This window comes from Clostridium sp. (genome assembly GCF_029258205.1).
Taxonomy (GTDB): domain Bacteria; phylum Bacillota; class Clostridia; order Clostridiales; family Clostridiaceae; genus Sarcina.
On sequence record NZ_JARHZJ010000093.1, the window covers coordinates 1 to 14,471 of the forward strand.

At 27.4% G+C, this 14,471-nt stretch carries 18 protein-coding genes; 14 read left to right on the forward strand and 4 right to left on the reverse strand.

Features of this window, described 5'->3' with window-relative positions; genetic code table 11:
• From Q1J60_RS13070 to Q1J60_RS11865, 11 genes are all read left to right on the forward strand, one after another.
• On the forward strand, positions 1 to 68 hold a 68-nt coding region (locus Q1J60_RS13070), incomplete at its 5' end, for a 50S ribosomal protein L34 (RefSeq protein ID WP_366522599.1).
• Positions 69 to 128: 60 nt separating this feature from the next.
• Positions 129 to 506, forward strand: coding sequence for a ribonuclease P protein component (gene rnpA, locus Q1J60_RS11820; protein ID WP_300262503.1), 378 nt, complete (start codon positions 129 to 131; stop codon positions 504 to 506).
• Entirely contained in the window at positions 478 to 687 is a 210-nt protein-coding gene (yidD, locus tag Q1J60_RS11825) for a membrane protein insertion efficiency factor YidD (protein WP_003451050.1), read from the forward strand. The genes rnpA and yidD overlap by 29 nt, the downstream gene beginning before the upstream one ends.
• A 33-nt stretch (positions 688 to 720) precedes the next feature.
• Positions 721 to 1,437 carry a membrane protein insertase YidC gene (locus Q1J60_RS11830; protein ID WP_300262506.1) on the forward strand — a complete coding sequence of 239 codons (717 nt, stop codon included), beginning with the start codon at positions 721 to 723 and terminating at the stop codon, positions 1,435 to 1,437.
• A gap of 41 nt (positions 1,438 to 1,478) precedes the next feature.
• Positions 1,479 to 2,102 (forward strand): RNA-binding cell elongation regulator Jag/EloR, encoded by a 624-nt coding sequence (gene jag / locus Q1J60_RS11835; RefSeq protein ID WP_300262509.1) that lies wholly within the window; start codon positions 1,479 to 1,481, stop codon positions 2,100 to 2,102.
• 342 nt (positions 2,103 to 2,444) lie between these two features.
• Positions 2,445 to 3,821 carry a tRNA uridine-5-carboxymethylaminomethyl(34) synthesis GTPase MnmE gene (gene mnmE, locus Q1J60_RS11840; RefSeq protein ID WP_300262512.1) on the forward strand — a complete coding sequence of 459 codons (1,377 nt, stop codon included), beginning with the start codon at positions 2,445 to 2,447 and terminating at the stop codon, positions 3,819 to 3,821.
• Between the two features lie 14 nt (positions 3,822 to 3,835).
• Positions 3,836 to 5,728 (forward strand): tRNA uridine-5-carboxymethylaminomethyl(34) synthesis enzyme MnmG, encoded by a 1,893-nt coding sequence (gene mnmG, locus Q1J60_RS11845; RefSeq protein WP_300262515.1) that lies wholly within the window; start codon positions 3,836 to 3,838, stop codon positions 5,726 to 5,728.
• A 174-nt stretch (positions 5,729 to 5,902) separates the two neighbouring features.
• Positions 5,903 to 6,622, forward strand: coding sequence for a 16S rRNA (guanine(527)-N(7))-methyltransferase RsmG (gene rsmG / locus Q1J60_RS11850; protein WP_300262517.1), 720 nt, complete (start codon positions 5,903 to 5,905; stop codon positions 6,620 to 6,622).
• A 247-nt stretch (positions 6,623 to 6,869) separates the two neighbouring features.
• Positions 6,870 to 7,643 (forward strand): ParA family protein, encoded by a 774-nt coding sequence (locus Q1J60_RS11855; RefSeq protein WP_300262520.1) that lies wholly within the window; start codon positions 6,870 to 6,872, stop codon positions 7,641 to 7,643.
• Positions 7,644 to 8,507, forward strand: a complete 864-nt coding sequence (locus Q1J60_RS11860) for a ParB/RepB/Spo0J family partition protein (RefSeq protein ID WP_300262523.1) — start codon at positions 7,644 to 7,646, stop codon at positions 8,505 to 8,507.
• A gap of 48 nt (positions 8,508 to 8,555) precedes the next feature.
• Positions 8,556 to 9,053 (forward strand): DUF4446 family protein, encoded by a 498-nt coding sequence (locus Q1J60_RS11865; protein ID WP_300262525.1) that lies wholly within the window; start codon positions 8,556 to 8,558, stop codon positions 9,051 to 9,053.
• 150 nt (positions 9,054 to 9,203) lie between these two features.
• Here the strand turns inward: Q1J60_RS11865 and yyaC are convergent, their stop codons facing one another.
• Genes yyaC through Q1J60_RS11885 form a run of 4 tightly spaced genes read right to left on the reverse strand, consistent with a single transcriptional unit; the run spans position 9,204 to position 12,738 of the window.
• Positions 9,204 to 9,794 (reverse strand): spore protease YyaC, encoded by a 591-nt coding sequence (gene yyaC, locus Q1J60_RS11870; protein WP_300262528.1) that lies wholly within the window; start codon positions 9,792 to 9,794, stop codon positions 9,204 to 9,206.
• A 49-nt stretch (positions 9,795 to 9,843) separates the two neighbouring features.
• Positions 9,844 to 10,908, reverse strand: coding sequence for a sporulation integral membrane protein YtvI (ytvI, locus tag Q1J60_RS11875; protein ID WP_300262532.1), 1,065 nt, complete (start codon positions 10,906 to 10,908; stop codon positions 9,844 to 9,846).
• A gap of 11 nt (positions 10,909 to 10,919) precedes the next feature.
• Positions 10,920 to 12,080, reverse strand: coding sequence for a cysteine desulfurase family protein (locus Q1J60_RS11880; protein WP_300262536.1), 1,161 nt, complete (start codon positions 12,078 to 12,080; stop codon positions 10,920 to 10,922).
• Between the two features lie 10 nt (positions 12,081 to 12,090).
• Positions 12,091 to 12,738: a LysE family translocator gene (locus Q1J60_RS11885; protein WP_300262539.1), complete on the reverse strand. Its 648-nt coding sequence runs from the start codon at positions 12,736 to 12,738 to the stop codon at positions 12,091 to 12,093.
• 158 nt (positions 12,739 to 12,896) lie between these two features.
• Between Q1J60_RS11885 and Q1J60_RS11890 the strand changes: the two genes are divergently transcribed.
• The 3 genes from Q1J60_RS11890 to Q1J60_RS11900 are packed head-to-tail and all read left to right on the forward strand — an operon-like array spanning position 12,897 to position 14,276.
• Positions 12,897 to 13,130 carry a putative Se/S carrier protein gene (locus Q1J60_RS11890; protein ID WP_300262542.1) on the forward strand — a complete coding sequence of 78 codons (234 nt, stop codon included), beginning with the start codon at positions 12,897 to 12,899 and terminating at the stop codon, positions 13,128 to 13,130.
• Positions 13,131 to 13,166: 36 nt separating this feature from the next.
• Complete coding sequence (locus Q1J60_RS11895) at positions 13,167 to 14,027, forward strand: mechanosensitive ion channel family protein (RefSeq protein ID WP_300262544.1); 861 nt, start codon at positions 13,167 to 13,169, stop codon at positions 14,025 to 14,027.
• A gap of 36 nt (positions 14,028 to 14,063) precedes the next feature.
• The gene (locus Q1J60_RS11900; protein WP_300262547.1) at positions 14,064 to 14,276 is read left to right on the forward strand and encodes a DUF951 domain-containing protein; all 213 of its coding nucleotides are present in this window, start codon (positions 14,064 to 14,066) and stop codon (positions 14,274 to 14,276) included.
• Positions 14,277 to 14,471: the final 195 nt, after the last annotated feature.

Consider the following 14,471-nt stretch of genomic DNA (forward strand, 5'->3'; position numbering starts at 1 on the left):
AAACTAAATCTGGAAGAAATGTTTTAAAGAGAAGAAGACAAAAAGGTAGAAAAAGATTAACAGCATAAGGGCCGCATTTTGTGGCCTTTTTCTGCACCAAAAAGCAGAAAAAAGGAGAGCAAATTTAAATGTTACTAAGTTTAAGAAAGAACAATGAGTTTAGAACAGTTTATAGAAGAGGAAAATCTTATGCTAATGACCTACTAGTTCTTTATGTTTATCCTAACAGAAAAAATGTTACAAAAGATGGAGAACGTTTCAATAAAGTAGGGGTTTCGGTTAGTAAGAAGGTTGGAAAAAGCGTAGTTAGAAGTAGAGTTAAAAGACTTATACTTGAAAATTACAGAGTTAATTCTAGTGAACTTAAAGAAGGCTATGACTTTGTGTTTATTGCTAGAGTTGCTATAAACGGTAAAGATTTTAAGCAAGTAGGGAGAGCCATGAATAATTTAATAAAAAAGGCAGGTCTACGTGATAATGAAAAAATTGTTCATAGTAATGATTAAATTCTATAGAAAATATATTTCACCTTTAAAGAGACCTTGTTGTAGATTTTATCCAACTTGTTCTCAGTATGCACTAGAAGCAATACAGAAGTATGGTGCTTTTAAAGGGGGATTTATGAGTATAGGAAGAATATTAAGATGTAATCCATTCTGTAAGGGTGGATATGATCCTGTAAAATAAATATATACAGTTTAAATATAGGAGGATAATGTATTGCAGTCAATTTTAAAGCCGATAACTAATTTATTCACAATGATATTTCAAGCTATCCACGGCTTTGTTGCCTCACTAGATATTTTTAGTGTAGGTGCTGGATACGTAATAACTATTTTCTTATTAACTTTATTAGTAAGATTATTATTATTACCGCTAAATATAAAGCAAACTAGATCTCAACAAAAGATGCAAGAAATACAACCAGAAATAGCTAAACTTCAGAAGAAATATAAAAATAATCCTGAAAAAGCTCAACAAGAAATAATGAAGCTTTATAAGGAAAATAATGTAAACCCAATGAGTGGTTGTTTACCTTTATTAATTCAAATGCCAATATTATTTGCATTATACTATGTATTCTATGGATTAACTGAGTTAAAAGGTGTATCATTCTTATGGTTAGGAGATTTATGGGCTCCAGATAGAACATTCATATTACCAATCTTATCAGCTGCAACAACATATTTATCATCTTTATTAATGACAAAGTTTACTCAGGCACAAGCTGGGGGAGCACCTGGTGGAATGAATATGAATACTATGAATATAGTAATGGCTGGTATGATGGGTGTAATGTCAATACAATTCCCATCAATGCTTGTATTATACTGGGTAATAGGTAACCTAATTCAAATGGTTCAAACATACTTCATAGTTGTTTTACCTAGAAAAAAAATAGCTAAGGAAAAAGAACAATATAAAGATATTGATTAATAAGAATTTATTTTACTTTTCTAAGGTGGTGAAACAAGGGTATGAATACAATTGAGATTACTGGAAAGACTGTTGAAGAAGCTTTAAAAAGCGCACTAGAGAAGTTAAACACTACAGAAGATAAAGTAGAGGTTATTGTTATAGAAGAAGGAAGTAAAGGCTTCCTTAATCTAATTGGTGCAAAGCCTGCTAAAATTTCAGTTAAAAAGAAAAGAGATAGAATCTTAGAAGCTAGAAAGTTTTTAAGCGATATTCTTGATAATATGAATATAGAAGCTGAAATTAATATTGAAGAAAGTAAAGACGTAGTAAAGATAAATCTTACTGGAGCTAAGATGGGAACCATCATAGGATATAGAGGAGAAACTTTAGACTCACTTCAATATTTAACTAGTTTAGTTGTTAATAAGGCTAAAGAAGATAAGTATAAAAGAGTTGTTTTAGACACTCAGAATTATAGACAAAAAAGGGAAGAAACTCTTAAAAGATTAGCTAATAAAATAGCTTATAAGGTTAGAAAATCAGGCAAGATATTAAAGCTTGAACCTATGAATCCTTGTGAAAGAAGAGTTATTCATTCAGAATTACAGAATAATGATTTTGTTAAAACTTTTAGTGAAGGTGAAGAACCTTACAGAAGAGTTGTAGTAGAATTAAAGAAATAAAAAAAGGAAAGCTTAAGCTTTCCTTTTTTTATCAACAATAACGTGCAGATAAATTGTGGATAACTTGTTAGTAACTATGGAAAAGTAGTTATATCAAAGATTACAATTGTTTATAAATTTTAAAAATAAGGTGAAAATATTATATTTTCACCTTATTTTTTTATTTAAGTATATGATTTAATTAATTGGATAGTATTTTTAAGTAAGTAATATATTAAACAATTTAATAAAAACAAATTTTTTGCCATAAATAATATGTTTTAAAATTTTGACTTATTTTATTTTGTTGGGTAAAATCAATATTAGTTCAAATTTAAGAATATAATCATAAAGGAGGAGCTTATGAAAGAATTCGATACTATTGCTGCTGTAGCAACAGCATTAGGAGAAGGTGGAATAGCTATAATTAGAGTATCAGGAAATAAAGCTCTTGAGATTGTAAATAAAATATTCAGAGGAATAAACGGAAAAGATTTATTAGATATAAAACCATATACTATGAGATATGGCCATATGATAGATGAAAATAATCAGATTATAGATGAAGTTATAGTTAGTTTTATGAAAGGTCCTAGAAGCTTTACAGCTGAGGATACAGTAGAAATAAACTGTCATGGTGGTATTGTAGCTACTAATAAAGTTTTACAAAATGTAATAAAAGCTGGGGCAAGACTTGCTGAACCAGGTGAATTTACAAAAAGAGCTTTTTTAAATGGAAGAATAGATTTAAGCCAAGCTGAAGCTGTTATGGACATAATAACTGCTAAGACTGAACTTTCAATGAAATCAGCTATGACTCAAAGTCAAGGAAGACTTTCTGTTGAGATAAACAATCTTAGAAAAGAGGCTTTAGATATATTAGCTTTAATTGAATATGCTGTTGATTTTACAGAGGATGATGAAGAACCAGATGAAACTATACCAGTTAAAGTAAAAGAGGATGTTATAACTCTTAAAGGTAAAGTAAATAATTTAATTGATACTGCTGATGAAGGCAAACTTATTAGAGATGGTTTAAGTATGGTTATAGTAGGAAAACCTAACGTAGGAAAATCATCACTTTTAAATGCTCTATTAAATGAAAAGAGAGCTATTGTAACTGACATAGCAGGAACAACAAGGGATGTAATAGAAGAATACATAAATTTAGATGGAATACCTGTTAGATTAGTAGATACAGCAGGAATCAGAGAAACTGAAGATGTTGTAGAGAAAATAGGTGTAGAAAAATCTAAAGAAAAAATCAATGAAGCTGATTTAGTTATACTGATGTTAGATACAAGTAGAGAATTAGATGAGGAAGACAAGGAAATAATTGATTATATTAAAGATAGAAAATACATAGTACTTTTAAATAAAGTTGATTTAGATAGAAAGTTATCCTCAGAAATTGTGGATAACTTAGAAAATAAAATAGAACTATCTGCAAAAACTGGTTTTGGTATAGATGATTTAAAATCAAAAATAAAAGAGTTATTCTTTAATGGATCAATTGATGCTGAAAGCGTAATGATAACCAATACTAGACATAAAGAGGCCTTATATAGAGCTTCTGAAAACTTAGAGGGTGCATTAAATGGACTTAATAATAATGAGTTTTTAGATTTAGTATCAATTTATGTTACATCTGCTTTAAGAGCTTTAGGGGAAATAACTGGAGCAGAGTTAGAGGAAGATTTAGTAAACAAAATATTTGCAGAATTTTGTTGTGGAAAATAGGAGAATGATTAAATATGAGATATAATGCAGGAAGTTATGATATAGTTGTTATAGGTGCTGGTCATGCTGGTTGTGAGGCAGGATTAGCGGCAGCTAGAATGGGATGTAAAACTTTAGTTTGCACATTAACATTAGATTCTATTGCTATGATGCCATGCAACCCTAATATAGGTGGAACTGCTAAGGGACATCTAGTTAGAGAAATAGATGCTTTGGGTGGAGAAATGGGAGTAAATATAGACCATACATTTATCCAATCTAAAATGTTAAATACATCAAAAGGACCTGCTGTACACTCTTTAAGAGCACAAGCTGATAAAAAGAAATATCAAGAAAGAATGAAAAGAGTTTTAGAAACACAAGAAAATCTTCACTTAAGACAATTAGAAGTAGTTGCTATTGAAGTTGAAGATGGAAAAGTTAAAGGTGTTTTAACTAAAAATGGTGCATTTTTTGAGTGTAAAGCCGTTATAATGACAAGTGGAACATACTTACAAAGTAGAATAATAATTGGAGATGTTAGTTATAGCGAAGGACCAAATGGACTTAGTAATGCTAATGAACTTTCAAAATCATTAATAGATTTAGGAATTGATCTTAGAAGATTTAAAACTGGTACTCCAGCTAGAGTAAATAAGAGAAGTGTTGATTTTTCAAAAATGATAGAACAACCAGGAGATGAGGAAATAATACCATTCTCATTTATCAGTGAAAATATAGAGAGAGAACAAGTTTCATGCTGGTTAACATATACTAATGCTGATACACATAAGGTAATTAAAGATAATATACATAGATCACCAATGTATAATGGAAGTATCAAGGGTGTTGGACCAAGATATTGTCCATCTATAGAAGATAAGGTAATGAGATTCCAAGATAAAGATAGACATCAAATCTTTATCGAACCAGAAGGTGATGATACAGAAGAAATGTATGTTGGAGGAATGTCATCATCTCTGCCAGAAGATATTCAAGTTCAAATAATAAAAACAGTTCCAGGGCTTGAAAATGCTGAGATTATGAGAACTGCATATGCTATAGAATATGATTGTATAGATCCAACACAATTAAAGGCTTCACTAGAATTTAAAAACATTGATGGATTCTTTAGTGCTGGACAAATTAATGGTAGCTCAGGATATGAAGAAGCTGGAGCTCAAGGAATAGTAGCTGGTATAAATGCAGCATTAAAAGTTCAAGGAAAAGATCCTATGATACTTACAAGATCAGATGGATATGTAGGAGTTTTAATTGATGATTTAATTACCAAAGGTACTAATGAGCCTTATAGAATGATGACATCAAGAGCCGAATATAGATTATTATTAAGACAAGATAATGCTGATTTTAGATTGACTGAAATTGGACACAATGTTGGATTAGTTACAGAAGAAAGATGGACTAAGTTTAAGAAAAGAAAACAAAACTTAGAACGTGAGCTTGAGAGACTTAAGGAGCTTCAAATAACTAATAAAACAGAAAATAATGAGAAAATAGTTGAATTAGGATCAACAGAGCTTAAAAAGCCAATAAAAATGTATGAACTTATAAAAAGACCAGAGTTAGACTACTTCTCATTAGCATGTTTAGATCCTGAAAGACCTGATTTACCGAAAGATATTGGAGATCAAATAAACATAATTGCTAGATATGAAGGATATATTCAAACTCAATTAGAACAAGTAGCTCAATTTAAAAAGTTTGAGAAAAAAGTTCTTCCGGAGGATTTAGATTATAATGACGTAAATAGTTTAAGAATAGAAGCTATACAAAAGCTAAATAAAATTAGACCTTTAAATATAGGTCAAGCTTCAAGAATATCTGGGGTATCTCCAGCAGATATATCAGTTTTATTAATATTCTTAGAGCATTACAGAAAAACAGGAAAAAATACTGATAATTAAAAGTTATTAAGAAGTTTTCAACAGCACCTGTGGATAAGTATTATATAAAACTTAAAAAGGTGCTGTTTTGCACTTTTAGAAAGTTATCCACATGTGGATAACTTTATCTTTTTAGTAGAAAATAAAATTATTAAAATAAATTATTTATACTCTTAAAGTTTTGGAGGATTAGGAATGCAATATTTTGATTTAATGAAAAAAGCTTGTGATAGTGTCAATATGGAGTTTAATGAAGATAAATATAAAAAATTTATGATTTACAAAGATTTATTAAAGGAATGGAATGAGAAAATAAATTTAACTGCAATAACAGAGGATGAAGAGATAGTGAAGAAACATTTTATAGATTGTATAAAGGCTTTTAAAGCAGATGAGTTTAAAAAAGCTAAAACAGTAATAGATGTTGGAACAGGTGCAGGGTTTCCAGGCTTACCTATAGCTATTATGAGAGAAGATGTAGAGGTTACTCTATTAGACTCATTAAATAAGAGAATAAATTTTTTAAATGAAGTTGTAAATAAACTAGGATTAAAAAATGTAGAGACTATACATTCTAGAGCTGAAGATGGTGCAAGAAAAAAAGAACTAAGAGAAAGCTTTGATATTGCTACATCAAGAGCTGTTGCTAATATGTGCGTGCTAAGTGAATTTTGTATTCCATATGTAAAGGTAAATGGGAACTTTATTGCTTTAAAAGGACCAAATATAACTGAAGAGTTAAATGATTCAAAGAATGCTATTGGTACTTTAGGTGGTAAACTTAAAGGAATAACTGAGGTTGAAATTGAAGGAACGGATTTAAATCATAACTTAGTAATAGTAGATAAAATAAAAAGTACTCCAAAGACTTTTCCTAGAAAAGCAGGTAATGTAACTAAGAAACCATTAAAATAAATAGAGTTTCTTAAATGTTTTTACTTTAAAAAAGTTTAATTGAAAGTTATAAAAGCTGTTAAAAAAATAATAAATATATTAGATATAAAAAATAGGAATGTTTCACGTGAAACATTCCTATTTTTTCATTTTTTAATCAGAAATAATCAATAGTATCTTTTATTATGCAATGTAAAAATATATAATAAAATAGATGTGTTAGAAGGGAGGTGGATATTCAAGAATAAGATATTCTTGGATAATTTTAATGAAAACTATTTGTGTTTTTAATCAAAAAGGTGGCGTTGGAAAAACAACAACTAATATAAATATATGTTCTTACTTAGCAATGCAGGGATTTAAGGTTTTAGCTATAGATATAGATCCTCAAGGAAATACTACAAGTGGGTTAGGTATAGATAAAAGAAAATTAGACAAGTCTATATATGATTTACTAACTGCTGGTGAAGATATAGAAACAATAATGATGAAAAGTGAATTAGTTGAAAATCTTTATGTAGTACCAGCAACAATGGAATTAGCAGGTGCTGAAGTAGAAATAATAGATAGAAAAGATAGAGAGCATATACTTATAAATCAAATAAATAAAATCAAAGATAATTTTGATTACATATTTATTGACTGTCCTCCATCTTTAGGGGTTCTAACTATTAATGCTTTAGTTGCATCTCATAGTGTTTTAATACCTATACAAGCAGAATATTATGCTTTAGAAGGAGTAGGACAATTAATAAATACAATAAATTTAGTTAAAAAATCTTTAAATAAAGATCTTGATATTGAAGGTGTAGTAATGACTATGTATGATTCAAGAACTAATTTAAGTACAGAGGTTTATAAAGAAGTAAAAGATTACTTTAAAGATAGATTATACAAAACTACTATTCCTAGAAATGTTAGACTAGCTGAAGCTCCAAGTTTTGGATTACCAATATGTTTATATGATGAAAAATGTAGGGGAGCTAAATCTTATGAAAAATTAACTGATGAATTCCTAAAAAGACAGGGAGTGAATATGTAGATGGCTAAAAAATTTGGATTAGGAAAAGGGTTAGGAGCCTTAATACCAGAGGATAATAATATTAAGGAAGAAAAAGAAAAAAAAGATGGAATAATAAATATTGATCTTAAAGATATAAAAGCTAATAAAAAACAACCTAGAAAGTTTTTTGATAATAATAAATTAAATGAATTAGCTGAATCTATAAAAGAACATGGTATAATTCAACCTTTAATATTAAAGAAAGAAGAAAAGGGATACTCAATAATTGCAGGAGAAAGAAGATATAGAGCTGCTAAAATAGCAGAGTTAATAAAAGTACCTGCTTTAATAATGGATATTTCAGATGAAAAGCTTCTACAAGTATCTTTAATAGAAAATATTCAGAGAGAAGATTTAAATCCTATAGAAGAAGGATTAGCATATGAAAGATTATTAAAAGAATTTGCTTTAACTCAAGAAGAGCTTTCAAGGACAATAGGTAAATCAAGAACTTCAATAACAAATACAATGAGATTATTAAAGTTAGATGATAGAGTTAAAGAATATGTAATAGAAGGTGTTATTTCAGAAGGTCATGGGAGAGCTATTATACCTTTAGAAAATGATGTGCAATATGAAATAGCCCAAAAAATAATTGATAATTCTCTTTCAGTTAGAGAAACTGAAAAATTAGTTAAAAAGATATTAAATGATGTTGTTGAATCAAAAACATCAGAAAGAAGAAAGCCACTTAATCCATATTATAAAGATGTTAGAGATAGACTTCAGGATTATTTTGGGACTAAAGTTAATTTAAATGCTAATAAGAATAAAGGTAAGATAGAAATAGAATACTATTCAGAAGAAGACTTACAGAGAATACTAGACATTATAAATATTTAAAATGTTTCACGTGAAACATTTTAAAAATATGAAGGGATGATAAATTACATGGAAAATGTATTAAATATACTTGCACAGTATTCAACTTATATCACAATAGGCTTAATATTATTAGTTTTAATACAATTTATACTATTAATAGTAGCCTTCAGAAGTTTAAGTAAAGTAGAAAATAAATTTAGAAAAATTATGAGAGGAGTTAATAATAAAAATTTAGAAGAACTTATTAATTCTTACTTAGATAAAGTTGAAGAAGTTAAAAAAGATTCTGAAGAAACATTAGAAACAAATAAAATGTTAAAAGCTCAAGTTGAAAAATGTACTCAAAAAGTATCTGTTATAAGATATAAAGCTTTTGAAGATGTTGGAAGTGACTTAAGCTTTTCAGTTGCTTTATTAGACGGAGAAAATAATGGAGTTATTTTAACTGGAATATATGGTAGAGATTATAGTACAACATATGCAAAGCCAATAGATAAAGGAATATCTAGATATGATTTATCAGAAGAAGAACTACATGTTTTAAATGCTGCAATGAATAAATAGGTTTAAGAATAAAAAATAGGTTATATTAAAACAACTTACTTTTGTTGATTTTAATATAATCTATTTTTTGTTAAATAAAATGTTACACGTGAAACATTTTAATAAATAGGGGAGTATATAAAAAAAATATATGAGTATTTAAGGCAGATTTTATAAAATATTTTCTAAAGTTGAATCTAATAAATTCTTTTTAAATCCTACTGATTTTAATATGCAATGATGAATTCCATTAGATATAGTATTTGCAAGTAACATTACAGTATATAATCTAGTATTTTGTAAAACCATAAAATCTAAGGAACCAGAAATATTTACTATTCCCATTATGCTTAAGTTTCCTACTTCAGGTAAATCCTTATTTAACGCCATTCCAGGTTTAAGAGGTCTCTTTTCAATGAGCACGTGTCCTACATTATTAACAGCTCCTAAACAAGCATCAATTGCTATAATAAAAGGTCTCTTATGTTTTGATTTTATTATTTTTACTGTCTCTTTTAAATTCTTGGCATGGACAGTTTTTTCTAATGTTCCATAGACAAAAATGTTATTTTTGCTTAAAAATTTAATTTTTTCACCAATTAATGGACCAAGAGCATCTCCAGTGGAACGATCAGAGCCAATACATATAAAAACAATTGGTCTATTTTCTTTTATAACTGGAGAAAGCTCGTTACAGAGATAATCTCTGATCTTAAAAGAAGCTTTAGGATCTAAAGAATCTATATAAAAACTTGTACACATGATAATAACCTCCTTGCTTGAAATTATTACCAAAATAAAAAAGTCTATACTATAAAATATTAACTTTTTTAAATATATTGAAAAAAATAATTAAAAAGATACAAAAGACTATTCCTAAAAGTCCATTTAATTCTAATCCTATAAATATGCATACTAACATTAATAAAGGATGTATTCCTAAGGTGGATGACATTAATTTAGGTTCTAAAAATTGTCGTAATAAAAAAATAAATATATATAATATTAATAAAGAAATAGCTGAAAAAATATTTCCTGAGCTATATGAAATAAAAATAAGAGGGAAATAAATTAATGGCATACCTAGTACTGGGAGTAAGTCTAATAATCCAGCAAGAACACTAAGTAATAGGGCATATTTAATATTTAAAAAGGAAAATCCTAAAAAGGTTAATATAAAAGAAATAAAAATTAAAAATAAATAAGACAAGCAGTATGTCAAAAACATTTTTTTTATTTCATAAAAAATAGTTAAGATTCTTTTACTGTAATTAGAATTAAGATAATTAGATAATATTTTGCTGAAATTAATAGTATTTAATTCCTTTGATAAAAAATAAGTTGATAGTACAGTAAAAATAAGAAGCATAAAGGTATAAGGTAAATAACTTATCAATAAAAAAATTTTTTGAATTAATTCAGTTCCAAAAGAAAGAATAAGTACAGTTATTTCTTTAAATGAAGAGATTAAAGTGTTTCTTATTAAGTTTAAAACTGCATTATCAATAAAGGTTATTTCAATCCAATTTTGTATTGAAATAAAATAATTTTGAAATTCTTTAGAATTAGTATTTATTATTTCTTGAATATAGTTTGTTAAAGATGAAGATTCATAAGCTAAAGAAGTAATAAATAATGTAAATAAAATTATTATTATTAAGAAAAAAATAAATGTACTTATAAAAGAAGCAAGTCCAACATTTAATTTAAATTTTTTTATTAAAAATTGAGTGGGTGTCTTTAGTAGTAATGAAAATATGAATGCTAGTAGAAAGGGTAAAGTATATTTTAATGTTTTAAAAAATGTAAAAAATATAAGTGTGTATAAAATAAAAAACACACTTATATTTTTGCTTTTGATTATTAAGTTTTTCATAGGTGAGAAGTCTACCTCCTTGAAATTAATTCTTTTATAACCTCAACAAATCTATAGACTTCTTCTATTGTATTAAAATAACCCAAACTTATTCTTATGCTTCCAGATGGATATGAACCAACTGTTTTATGAGCAAGCGGAGTACAATGAATTCCTGTTCTACAGGATATATTAAATTCACTATCTAATAAGAATCCTACAAATTCAGGATCCATTCCTTCTATGTTAAAAGATATTGTTGAAGTTTTCTTTTTGGCATCCATAGGACCATAAATCTTAACTTCTGGAATTTCAGATAATAAATCCATAGCTTTTTGACATAATGATTCTTCTTTGGCTTTTATATTTTCAATTCCCTCTTTTTCTATGAATTTTATCCCTGCTAGAAGCCCTATTATTCCTGGAGTGTTTAAAGTTCCATATTCAAATTTATCAGGCAATTCTTGAGGATGTTCTAATAGTGATGAATTACTTCCTGTTCCTCCAGAAAAGATATTTTTACAGATAGAGTTTAATTTATCATCTATAATAAAGCCACCTATTCCCTGAGGACCTAAAAGAGATTTATGACCTGTGAAAGCTAATGCATTTAAGTTTAGTTCAGTCATATCAATTGGAATAACACCTGCTGTTTGAGCAGAGTCTAAAATAAAGAATATATCATTTTCTTTACAAAGCTTACCAATTTCTTTAATAGGTTGAATTGTTCCAACTAGGTTAGATGCATGTGATAAAATTATAAGTTTTGTATTACTCTTTATTTTTTCTTTTATCTTATCAATTGATACTAGACCTTCACTATTACACTTAACTATATCTACTTCTACATTAGGAAGCTCTTCACTAATTTTTGTTAAAGGTCTTGAGATAGAATTATGTTCCATAGATGTAGTAATTATATGCCAATCAGATTTAATTATTCCTAAAAGTAACATATTTAATGAGGTTGTAATATTATTAGTAAAAATAACATTTTCACTTTTAGGAAAATTGAAAAATTTAGCTATTTCATATCTACATTCATAGACAGATCTACTACTTTGTAGAGCTGTAGATGATGAACCTCTGTTAGCACTTCCACCTTCAAAACTCATGTAATTTAATAGTGCTTTTATTACAGAGTCGGGTTTAGGAAAAGTTGTTGCTGCATTATCAAAATATATTTTATTCATAAGCAAAACCTCACATAAAAATTTTAAATATTCCGTATATAGTAAAGCCTAATCCAAGTAGAATCATAAAATATTTTACACTTTTATCAGCTTTACCAGTAAGTTCTTTTTTTACTAAACTTCCACCTTTAGCAGTTATAAAATTTAATAATATGAACCATGCTAAAGTTGTAATAAACATAGAGAATATGGCTAGTAGAAAGAAATGTATGCCAGAATTCTTCCATATATTCATTATTCCAGCACTTACAGCCATCCATACTGATAATGTCATAGGGTTTACAAAGGTTATTAAAAAACCATTTATAAAACCGCTACCAGTTTTATGACTATTTATAGTTTCAACACATTTTTCGTCTAAACTTTTTTGAGAAGATTTAAATACTAAATTCACTATTATAAGAACTAATCCTGAAATAATCCAAAATGAACATTCTATATACTTATTTAAATTTAATAATTTTGCTACTCCGAAGTTTATTAATAATATATATAAGTAGTCAGCAGCTATTGCACCTAATGAAACTTCAAAGCCTTTTTTAAATCCTTTATTTAGAGATTGTGTTGCAGCTTCTATTGCAGCGGGACCTAATGGTATAGAAACTAATAGTCCTGTTACAATCCCAGATAAAATAGCCTTTAAATAGAAAAAAGACATACTCAAACTCCTTTTACAGTTGTTTTTATAAATTTACATAATTATATTATAGTTCAAAATAGAAAAGCTTTCACCTTTATTTTGAAAGTGTTAACTTTTATGATGTATACTTATAATATATACTAATAAAACGATATAATTTTTAGGAGGAAAATAGTATGAAAGACTTTATAATGGTTTTTAATAATACACATGAAGCAATGGAAGGAGAAAGAATACTTAAAGAAAATGGAATATCATTTATAATAATGCCAACGCCAACTTATATAACAAAAAGCTGTGGAATAAGTTCAGCGTTTAATAAAGATCAATTAGAAAAGATAGAAACTTTAGAAATTAAATTTAAAAATATATATTCAATAAATAAAAAGGGATTTGAAATATATAAATAATTATTATATATTTTTAATTCATAAAGGAGTGCTTTAATGTTATTAGATAGTTTGATTGGAATTAATTTTGAATTTGATCATATTAAGCTTGGGAAAATAAGTATATCTTTATCTACTCTTGATTTTTTATTAAAAAAATTTTTAATAATATGTATTATAGTTATTTTTATGATTTTAGTAATTAAGATAGGAAGCAAATTAATAGACAAAGCTGTAAAAAAACAGATAGATACAAATTTTAAGTTCTCTTTAGATACAAGAAAAGCAAATACATTGGGAACTTTATTAAAAAGTATTTTGAGGTATTCAGTTTACTTTATAGGCATAACAACTATACTGTCTATTATATTTGGAAATATATCCTGGGCATTTGCTTCTGTAGGGGGAGTAGCAGTAGGTTTAGGAGCTCAAAGTTTTGTTAAAGATGTAATTAATGGTATATTTATACTTTTTGATAATCAATATAATGTTGGTGATTATGTAACAATAGAGGGTGTAAGTGGAATTGTAGAAGTAATAGGAATTAGAACAACTGAACTTAGGGACTATGATGGCTCTCTTCATATTATTCCTAATGGAATGATAAGAATAGTAACAAATAGTTGTAGAGGAGATATGAGAGTTCAGATTGATATTGGAATTTCATATAGTGAAGACATAAATAAAGTAATAAAAACTATAAATTCAGTTTGTGATACGTATAATAAAGAAAATAAGTATATAACAGAACCTTTAAAGGTTTGGGGAGTTACAGACATAACAAGTTCTAGTGTTAATCTTAGAATTTGTGGAAAAGTAAAATCAATTAAACTTTGGGAAACAGAAGTGGAATTAAGAAAGAGAATAAAAATGACTCTTGATAAAAAGAAATATATGAAAGAAATAATTACAGGTTAATTTACATAAATTTTATTTTAAAGGAGGTTATTTAATTTGATAAATAAATTTTATCTTGGTGATATAGTTAAAATGAGGAAAGTTCATCCCTGTGGTAGTGATGAATGGGAAATCATAAGAGTGGGTGCTGATATTAAAATAAAATGCTTAGGATGCTCAAGGGTTGTAATGATTCCTAGATCAAAATTCCAAAAAGGAGTAAAAAAGATTATAAAATCAAATGCCCCAGAAGAAGAAATTAATAAATAAAAATTAAAAAAATAAATTTCTAAAAATTATGTTTACATTAATAAAGAGGGTTGCAATAACCATCTTTTAATGTTAGAATATTTAATTGTAATCCCTGCTATGCTAGAGCATAGCCGTAGTCCAGAGGGAGGAGGTGTAAATGATGAGAAAATATGAAACTATATTCGTAGCTCACCCATCATTAGACGAGGAAGC

Coding starts and splice junctions, on each gene's coding strand:
- rnpA (WP_300262503.1), top strand. CDS start 129: ATGTTACTAAGTTTAAGAAAGAACAATGAGTTTAGAACAGTTTATAGA.
- yidD (WP_003451050.1), top strand. CDS start 478: ATGAAAAAATTGTTCATAGTAATGATTAAATTCTATAGAAAATATATT.
- jag (WP_300262509.1), top strand. CDS start 1,479: ATGAATACAATTGAGATTACTGGAAAGACTGTTGAAGAAGCTTTAAAA.
- mnmE (WP_300262512.1), top strand. CDS start 2,445: ATGAAAGAATTCGATACTATTGCTGCTGTAGCAACAGCATTAGGAGAA.
- mnmG (WP_300262515.1), top strand. CDS start 3,836: ATGAGATATAATGCAGGAAGTTATGATATAGTTGTTATAGGTGCTGGT.
- rsmG (WP_300262517.1), top strand. CDS start 5,903: ATGCAATATTTTGATTTAATGAAAAAAGCTTGTGATAGTGTCAATATG.
- Q1J60_RS11855 (WP_300262520.1), top strand. CDS start 6,870: ATGAAAACTATTTGTGTTTTTAATCAAAAAGGTGGCGTTGGAAAAACA.
- Q1J60_RS11860 (WP_300262523.1), top strand. CDS start 7,644: ATGGCTAAAAAATTTGGATTAGGAAAAGGGTTAGGAGCCTTAATACCA.
- Q1J60_RS11865 (WP_300262525.1), top strand. CDS start 8,556: ATGGAAAATGTATTAAATATACTTGCACAGTATTCAACTTATATCACA.
- yyaC (WP_300262528.1), bottom strand. CDS start 9,794: ATGTGTACAAGTTTTTATATAGATTCTTTAGATCCTAAAGCTTCTTTT.
- ytvI (WP_300262532.1), bottom strand. CDS start 10,908: ATGAAAAACTTAATAATCAAAAGCAAAAATATAAGTGTGTTTTTTATT.
- Q1J60_RS11880 (WP_300262536.1), bottom strand. CDS start 12,080: ATGAATAAAATATATTTTGATAATGCAGCAACAACTTTTCCTAAACCC.
- Q1J60_RS11885 (WP_300262539.1), bottom strand. CDS start 12,738: ATGTCTTTTTTCTATTTAAAGGCTATTTTATCTGGGATTGTAACAGGA.
- Q1J60_RS11890 (WP_300262542.1), top strand. CDS start 12,897: ATGAAAGACTTTATAATGGTTTTTAATAATACACATGAAGCAATGGAA.
- Q1J60_RS11895 (WP_300262544.1), top strand. CDS start 13,167: ATGTTATTAGATAGTTTGATTGGAATTAATTTTGAATTTGATCATATT.